This window comes from Nocardiopsis nanhaiensis (assembly GCF_054778635.1).
Genome location: NZ_BAAGZJ010000043.1, coordinates 54,814 through 61,031 on the forward strand (window position 1 = coordinate 54,814; position 6,218 = coordinate 61,031).

Here is a 6,218-nt window from a genome sequence, read left to right on the forward strand (position 1 = left end):
ATGAAGCGCAAGAACGCCATGATCCGCAAGAACACACTCGCCGCCACCGCCGCGGCCGCCGCGCTCGCCTTCGGTCTCACGGCCTGTGGTGACATGGACGGCAACGGCGCCGACGACGCGCCCGAGATGGGCGACACCGAGCAGGACGACGACGCCAACGGCGACGGCATGGACGAGGGCAACGACGAGAACGGCATGGAGGAGGCCGGCGAGAACTTCGGCCCCGGCTGTGCCGAGGTGCCCGAAGAGGGCGACGGCAGCTTCGAGGGCATGGCCGAGGAGCCGGTCGCCACCGCGGCCTCCAACAACCCGCTGCTCTCCACCCTGGTCACCGCGGTGGAAGAGGCCGACCTGGTCGACACGCTCAACTCGGCCGAGGACGTCACCGTCTTCGCGCCCACCGACGACGCGTTCGACGAGATCCCCGAGGAGGACCTGAACGCCCTGCTCGAGGACCAGGACGAGCTCACCGAGGTGCTGACCTACCACGTGGTCGAGGGTGAGCACACCCCGGCCGACCTCGAGGACGGCACGTTCACCTCGCTCCAGGGTGACGAGGTCACCACTGAGGGCGCCGGTGAGGAGTTCACCGTCGACGAGGACGCCGAGGTCGTCTGCGGCAACGTCCAGACCGCCAACGCCACGGTCTACATCATCGACACGGTCCTGATGCCCGCCTAATGACAGGGTGTCCTGACCCAAGGTTCCCCGGGCGGTCCGCGCGTTGACGCCGGGCCGCCCGGGTCCCAGGGTGGGATCACCGACCACCGATTCCGACTCACGGTCCGCACCCCCGACGACGAGAAGGATGCAGATGGACAGGGCAGCAGCGCAGCCGCAGGGAGCGGTCCATGCGGGGCCACCGGGCCTGGAGGAACTGCTGCGCCGCGTGGCCCGGGGCGACGAGCACGCCTTCGGCAAGGTCTACGACCTGATCAGCCCATCCGTCTACGGGCTGGTCCGACGGATCCTACGCGACCCCGCCCAGTCGGAGGAGGTCGCTCAGGAAGTCCTCGTCGAGGTCTGGCGCAGCGCCTGCCGCTACGACGCGCGCAGAGGCAGCCCGCAGGCCTGGGTGATGACCCTCGCCCACCGCAAGGCGGTGGACCGGGTCCGATCGGAACAGGCCAGTACGGACCGCGAGGCCAGAGCCGCTGCGGCGGACACCAAACGGCCCTACGACGAGGTGGCTGAAGAGGCCACCAACCGGCTCGAACGCGAGCGTGTGCGCCGATGTCTGGACACACTGACCGAAACCCAGGGACAGTCGGTACGCCTGGCCTTCTACGGTGGATACTCCTACCGGGAAGTGGCCAAGCTACTGTCGACACCCTTGGGCACTGTCAAGACGCGTATGCGTGACGGACTTATCAGACTTCGGGACTGTTTGGGGGTGGAGTGGTGAGAAAGACGCTGAGTCAGGACCCGCATTCACTGACGGGCGCCTACGTACTGAACGCCCTCACCCCGAGCGAGAGTGTCCGTTTCGAGGACCACCTGGCCGACTGCGACTCCTGTGTCCAGGAGGTGCGCGGCTTCACCGAGACCTCGGCCCTGTTGGCCTCGGCGGCCGCCCAGACACCGCCCGCGGAGCTGCGGACCAAGGTACTGGAGGAGGTCTCGCGCACCCGGCAGCTCGCCCCGCCGCTCGAGCGGCTGGCCGAACCTCGCCGCCGCGGGTGGCCCTGGACTCTGGGGCTCACCCTGGCCGCCTGCCTGGCCTTGATCGTCGCCCTCGGCGCGGTGGTCCTGGATCAGCGCAGCCAGGTGGACGAGCTCCGCTCGAACGAACAGCAGATCGCCGCGGTGCTCGCGGACCCGGACTCGGTCTCCACCAGCGCCGAGCCGATGGAGGGCGTGAGCGTCGCGGTCGTGCACTCGGAGAGCCTGGGCGACCTGGTGTTCAGCGCGCACGGCCTGGACGATCTCCAGGACGAGGACTATCAGCTGTGGCTCACCCGTGACGACGGCACCGTGTATTCCGCGGGTGTGCTCGCCGTCGAGGACGACGGCTTCGTGATGCCGATGCTCGCCACCCCTGAGGACGAGCAGACCGACGGTGTCGCGGTGACCGTCGAGCCCGAGGGCGGGTCGGAACAGCCCACCTCCGATCCGGTGATGGCGATGGAGGTCGCCGGGTAACCCCTGGCCACCCCGCCTCCCGCGGCCCCCGTCCCCCGGCGGGGGCCGCGGCCGTGTCCGGCTCACGGCACCGCGGTCTCCTCCGGTCTCGGCAGGTCACGCATGGTGGAACCGAGCGTGCACAGCGCCGCGAGGCCTGATACCACCGCCATCATCAGGAAAACCAGATCTGATCCGGCGAGGTCGAAGACGATTCCCACCCCGAGGATCCCGACCGGTTGGGACAGCAGGGCCATGAACGTCACCGCGCCCAGTGCACGCCCCTGGGAGCCGTCGGGCACTGAGGCGGTGACGTAGCTGAAGAACAGGGCGTTGACGCACGGAACAGCGGCGAACACGCATCCCATGATCAGTCCGAGTGACAGGACCCCCGGGGCGACGAGGAGCGCGAGCGCGCACACGGGCGCGGACCAGGCCGTGACGAAGAAGATCAGGGACGGCCGCGCCCAGCGCACGATCGGGCCCGACACCAGGGCACCCGCCAGGCTCCCGGCTCCCGCCAGGGACACGGTCATTCCAGCCGCGAGATGGGAGGCCCCCCGGTCGTCCGCGGTGGCGATGAGCGCCAGGAACACCCCGGTCTGGGTGAAGGCGACGTTGAACCCCACGATCCACAGCATCATCGGCCGCAGGATCGGGTGCCGGGCCAGGAGCGCGAACCCCCTCACCGTCCCGCGGAGGCTCCACCCCTCCGGCTCAGACCCGCGGGGAGCCTGCATCGGCCTGCGGATACGCAGCACCAGGGCCATGGAGACCAGGTAGAAGACGGCCTCCGCGAGAAAGGGGAAGGCCCGGCCCAGGCCGAACAGCGAACCGGCGATGGGCGCTCCGAGCGCGGTGGTGGTGGCGAAGCGGATCTGGTTCTGAGCGGAGGCGCTGGCCACTTGGGAGGAGGGCACGAGCTGCTTGATCGCTGCCATGGCGACCGGATTGGAGATACCCATCAGCGCGGACGACGCCACCGCCACGAAGATCACGATGGGGACGGTGGCGTGCCCGCCGAACAGGATTCCGGCGAAGGCGACGAGCAGCATCAAGCGGCCGAAGTCGCAGATGAGCAGGATGGTACGCCGGTTGGCCCGGTCCGCGAGGGAGCCACCGAAGACCGCCGTGATCATGGCCGCGGCCACCTGCGCGGCGCCGACGAAACCCGCCTGGGCCGCCGAGCCGACCAACAGCAGGATGAGGAGCGGATAGGCGACCTCTCCGCTCTCCTTACCGAGGCCGGCGAAGAAACGGCTGGTCCACAGGGCTTGGAATCCCTGGTTGCGAATGAGCGGACCGGGTTCCGCCGACTCGCCCCCCGCCGGCTGCGGAGGCAGGTACGGCTTCCGCCGTTCCATGGTCATGGTGTACGAGCCCCTGTCGTATTCCCTGTGGGGTCCGGGGTGATCCGAGACCTGTTCCGGGCGTTATCCCTGTCGTCCGCACCGCGGAATTCATCCGAGCCGGGGCGTCAGTTGAGGGGAGCAGGGAACACGAAAGGGGATCCTGGGGGTGGGATGCTCATATCGCCATTATGCGCCTATTATGGACATTGGCGAGCCCCTGACGGCTGGTGTGACTCAGATCCGACGCAATGGCCACTATCGGCCTCATGTGCGCGTGCAATACATGACACACCGCACAGCTGAACGGTGTCCGAACAGTAGCGAATCCGGGACGGCTCGAAGCAGGTTCGGCCGAGGTTCGGCGGCAAGTCAGTGGTGCAAACCCCTTTTCCCCGGTGCCCAGAAGGCCTTGACGCGCACCGCGCCCCTGGACCATCCCCGCTCTCCCACCAAATGGGCCCGGACCGCCTGGCCGGTCCGTGCCTCACCAGCGACGTAGGCGAAGCCCGGCCCCTCGGGCAGATCCAGTTCGGCCACCGCCGCGGGCAGGAACCGCGACGCGGCCGCGGACACGCCGTGGCGGTGGACCCGGACCACCCGGTCCAACCCGGAGACCGGTACTTCGTCGCCCGCTGAGTCGCTCTCCAGCACCCCGATGGTGTGAGCGTCCGAACCGAGCGCGGCCAATAGGGGAGGGAAGGCGCAGGCACCGCTCTCCTCGCCGACGAACAGGTGGAAGGCCGCCGCACGGCGCAGGCCCGGCTCGCCCTGCGGCCCCCAGAGTCGCACCTGATCGCCGACCGTGACGGTACGCGCCCAGTGCAGGCCGATGCCCTCGCCATCGAAGAGGTGGACCCAGAGTTCGAACTCGCCCCGATCCGGATCCAGGTCGCGGACCGTGTAGGTGCGCAGGGTTTCGGCGGGGCGCACGATGCCGTGGAGGGACAGGGGGTCGAGGATCTCGACGCGCACGTGCTGACCCGGGATGTACTCGCGTTCGGCCCATTCTTCCGAGCGGATCCGGATCCGGCGCAGGGACGGCGTGACCTGCCCGGCCTCGGTGACGGTACCGGTGAAGCGGTACTGGTCGAAGTGGTACGCCAGGGGATTGAACGACCTGCGCCGCACACTGCTACCCGCCATTCCGGACTCCCTTGTTAGAGCTTGTAGATTTAGTTAGACTCTCTAACTCAACACGGGCCGCACCTGAACGTCAAGGGCGATGATGGGCGGGAGGCCGAGGGAGCGCTCGGGGGAGGAAAGGGACCCACGCGACGAATGCAACAGGGGAGGCAGGAGGAATGGGTGAGGTGGACGGGACCGGAGGGGCAACACCGTTGCCTTAGAGCCTGGTGACAAAGGGTGTTGGACTCCCCTGCCCTGGGGGTGTGCCCTTGGGGTGTACTCCTGTCCGCGCGGGCTTGGGGTTCAGCGCGGGCTCGGGGTTCAGCGTGGCGGCTCGTGGGCGGCGGTTTGCTGTTGGGTGCGGGTTACCCCGTTTCCTGCCGCTTGATGGTGGCCGTCTCCGCTGCGCGCCTCAAGGTCGCCACCATCGGGCGGCGGGAAAGGAGGGGCCCCAAGCCAGCAGGGCACCCCCAACCAGGGGCAACCACCGAAGCAACCCCCACCCCCAGAGCAACCACCAACGCCCGACGACAACGGTGTTGGACCGGAGGGACGGTCAGTACTCCGGAGGCGCGTACTCCAGACCCAAGAGGCCGGAGACCTCCCGCAGGCACTCTTCGAAGAGCGGCTCCACATCGGAGTAGGCGAAGTCCAACTGGCGCAGGACCTCCATACACAGCAACCCGTAGAGCCTGACCCAGGTGGACAGGAACACGTGCGCCGCCTCCGGCGGAAGGACACCGTCGATCTGCTCCGAGTAGGAACGGAGCTGGTCCCGCAGAGACGGTTCCAAGTCGGCCAGGACGGGCACCGGGAAGGGTGCGCTCTCCCACAGGGCGACGAACTCACCGAGGAAGACCCGCTCGAACCCGCCCCCGGCCGCGCGCCGGGGTGATCCGGGCAGGTGCCCGCGCGACTCACGCAACGGCCGGGCGAAGGTCCACTCGAACTCGGCCGGGTGCGCCACGGCCCAGCCGCGCATCGCCCGGCACATCGCCCGCAGCCGAACACCGGCGTCCCGCTCGGCGTGCGCGTCGCGGGCCGCGACCGCCACCCCGGTCAGCTCCTCGTAGAAGTCGGCGGTCATCGCCTCGACCAGTTCGTCGTGTCCGGTGAAGTACCGGTACAGCGCCGGTCCGCTCAGCCCCATCTCCCGGGCTACCGCGTTCACCGTGACCGCCGACGTACCCCGGTCCACGAGCAGTCGGCGAGCGGTCGTCCGGGCCTCGGCCAGGGTGGCCGCCCGGAGCCGCTCCCGCCGGGTCTGCGCGGTCATCGCCCCTCCTCCACCGGCTGGTTCGCCGTCGAGCTTAGCCTGCCCCCGCGCTGCCCACCGTTCGATTGTCGGCACGTACTCGGCCGCCCTGGTCGCGGCATCCGGACGCCCCGGTTCGCCAAAGAGGCGTGGCCTAGGTGTACTGACCACAGAGGTTGAGTACAGCCCGGGGTTGATTTGGCAATAAGAGAGGGCCTCCGACATAGGTGTGGATTGACTAGTGCAGCGATTCATAAGTCCTTCGGGGAGTGCTGACTACTGTCAGTGCTCCCCGAGATCGGCGAGGTGGACACCACACGCGCAGTCCAGAGCCTCGTTCGGGGTCCCGGTCCACTGCCCGCTCG

6 protein-coding genes are annotated in these 6,218 nt (G+C 68.8%); 3 read left to right on the plus strand and 3 right to left on the minus strand.

The annotated features are described in order from the left end of the window. From ACYVD1_RS20415 to ACYVD1_RS20425, 3 genes are all read left to right on the plus strand, one after another. Positions 1 to 681 (plus strand): fasciclin domain-containing protein, encoded by a 681-nt coding sequence (locus ACYVD1_RS20415; protein WP_460775200.1) that lies wholly within the window; start codon positions 1 to 3, stop codon positions 679 to 681. 133 nt (positions 682 to 814) lie between these two features. Next, positions 815 to 1,405 (plus strand): sigma-70 family RNA polymerase sigma factor, encoded by a 591-nt coding sequence (locus tag ACYVD1_RS20420; protein ID WP_460775204.1) that lies wholly within the window; start codon positions 815 to 817, stop codon positions 1,403 to 1,405. Continuing rightward, on the plus strand, positions 1,402 to 2,142 hold the full coding sequence (locus tag ACYVD1_RS20425) for an anti-sigma factor (protein WP_460775208.1): 741 nt from the start codon (positions 1,402 to 1,404) through the stop codon (positions 2,140 to 2,142). Before ACYVD1_RS20420 ends, ACYVD1_RS20425 begins: the two co-directional genes overlap by 4 nt. Positions 2,143 to 2,204: 62 nt before the next feature. On the opposite strand, the gene ACYVD1_RS20430 is transcribed toward ACYVD1_RS20425, so the two are convergent. The 3 genes from ACYVD1_RS20430 to ACYVD1_RS20440 form a co-directional block, all read right to left on the minus strand. Further along, entirely contained in the window at positions 2,205 to 3,491 is a 1,287-nt protein-coding gene (locus ACYVD1_RS20430) for an MFS transporter (RefSeq protein WP_460775211.1), read from the minus strand. Positions 3,492 to 3,842: 351 nt separating this feature from the next. Further along, positions 3,843 to 4,616: a siderophore-interacting protein gene (locus tag ACYVD1_RS20435; protein WP_460775215.1), complete on the minus strand. Its 774-nt coding sequence runs from the start codon at positions 4,614 to 4,616 to the stop codon at positions 3,843 to 3,845. Positions 4,617 to 5,154: 538 nt separating this feature from the next. Further along, on the minus strand, positions 5,155 to 5,874 hold the full coding sequence (locus ACYVD1_RS20440) for a TetR/AcrR family transcriptional regulator (RefSeq protein ID WP_460775217.1): 720 nt from the start codon (positions 5,872 to 5,874) through the stop codon (positions 5,155 to 5,157). Between the last annotated feature and the right edge of the window lie 344 nt (positions 5,875 to 6,218).

Bases quoted from the DNA above. Each gene is read 5' to 3' on its own strand.
- ACYVD1_RS20415 (WP_460775200.1), top strand. From the start codon at position 1: ATGAAGCGCAAGAACGCCATGATCCGCAAGAACACACTCGCCGCCACC.
- ACYVD1_RS20420 (WP_460775204.1), top strand. From the start codon at position 815: ATGGACAGGGCAGCAGCGCAGCCGCAGGGAGCGGTCCATGCGGGGCCA.
- ACYVD1_RS20430 (WP_460775211.1), bottom strand. From the start codon at position 3,491: ATGACCATGGAACGGCGGAAGCCGTACCTGCCTCCGCAGCCGGCGGGG.
- ACYVD1_RS20435 (WP_460775215.1), bottom strand. From the start codon at position 4,616: ATGGCGGGTAGCAGTGTGCGGCGCAGGTCGTTCAATCCCCTGGCGTAC.
- ACYVD1_RS20440 (WP_460775217.1), bottom strand. From the start codon at position 5,874: ATGACCGCGCAGACCCGGCGGGAGCGGCTCCGGGCGGCCACCCTGGCC.